The organism is Mycobacterium sp. TH-M82 (genome assembly GCF_057473605.1).
The window spans coordinates 1-1,162 of sequence record NZ_JBYCKY010000771.1; the positions used below are offsets into that span (position 1 = coordinate 1).

1 protein-coding gene and 1 other RNA gene are annotated in these 1,162 nt (G+C 67.7%); one reads left to right on the forward strand and one right to left on the reverse strand.

The genetic code is table 11. The features are described from left to right. The coding region (locus tag AC2VON_RS22940) for a CHAD domain-containing protein (protein WP_486954909.1) at positions 1 to 774 on the forward strand (774 nt) is incomplete at its 5' end. A gap of 15 nt (positions 775 to 789) precedes the next feature. Here the strand turns inward: AC2VON_RS22940 and rnpB are convergent. Then, positions 790 to 1,162, reverse strand: an RNA gene (gene rnpB / locus AC2VON_RS22945) — RNase P RNA component class A; the annotation flags it as partial.

Below are 1,162 nucleotides of genomic sequence, written 5' to 3' on the forward strand. Positions count from 1 at the left end.
GTTCGGGCCGACGCTGACGACGCGGTCCACCAGATGCGGGTGACCAGCCGCAAGATCCGCAGCCTGCTGCGGGTCTCCCCGAACTCGTTCGGGCTGACCGGCAAGACCTGGATCCTCGACGAACTCCGCGAGCTGGCCGGCGTGCTGGGTATCGCCCGTGATGCCGAGGTGCTGGCCCAGCGCTATCAGCTGGCCCTGGACCGGCTGTCTCCGGAACTTGTGCGTGGTCCGGTTGCCGAACGCCTGGTCGGTGGCGCGCGGCGGCGGTATCGAATCGGCCTGAAGCGATCCCTGGTCGCGCTGCGGTCGACGCGATACTTCGGGCTGCTCGACGCGCTGGACGCGGTGGTGGACGGCTCAGCACCGACCGATTCCGGCGCCGAAACAGCGCTGGTGGATCTCGACACCGCCTACAAGCGCGTGCGGAAGGCAGCCAGGGCCGCAGCCCAAGCTCCCGAGGAAGACCGCGACAAAGCGCTGCACCAAACGCGCATCAAGGCCAAGCGACTGCGCTACACCGCTGCGGCCACCGGCGCGACGAAGGTCGCCGAGCAGGCGAAGGCCATCCAGACGTTGCTCGGTGACCATCAAGACAGCGTGGTCAGCCGCGAGCACCTGTCCAGGCAGGCCGCTGCCGCCCACGCCGCCGGGGAAGACACCTTCACCTATGGTCTGCTCTACCAGCAGGAGGCGGACCTGGCCCGCCGTTGCCGTGAGCAGCTCGGTGCGGCACTGCGCAAGCTCGACAAGGCGGTGCGCAAGGCCCGCAGATGAGAAGCCCCGACAGGGCGGACGAGTTGGCCTGTAAGCCGGATTCTGTTCCGCACCGCCAGACCTGGCGGTGCGGCGGCGACCATCCATCTGGACACACCGTCGCCGGGTGCCTCAAGCGGCCTACCCGCAGGCTCGGGCGAGCAACCCTCTAACGCCTGCGCGACCGCACGAGTGCGGTCTTCTTGGCCTTGCTTCGGGTGGGGTTTGCCGAGCCATGCCGGTCACCCGGAATGCTGGTGCGCTCTTACCGCACCGTTTCACCCTTACCACCGGGCCAGCTAGCGCCAGCTGGGTGGCGGTCTGTTTTCTGTGGCACTTTCCCGCGAGTCACCTCGGATTGCTGTTGGCAATCACCCTGCTCTGTGAAGTCCGGACTTTCCTCGACCCG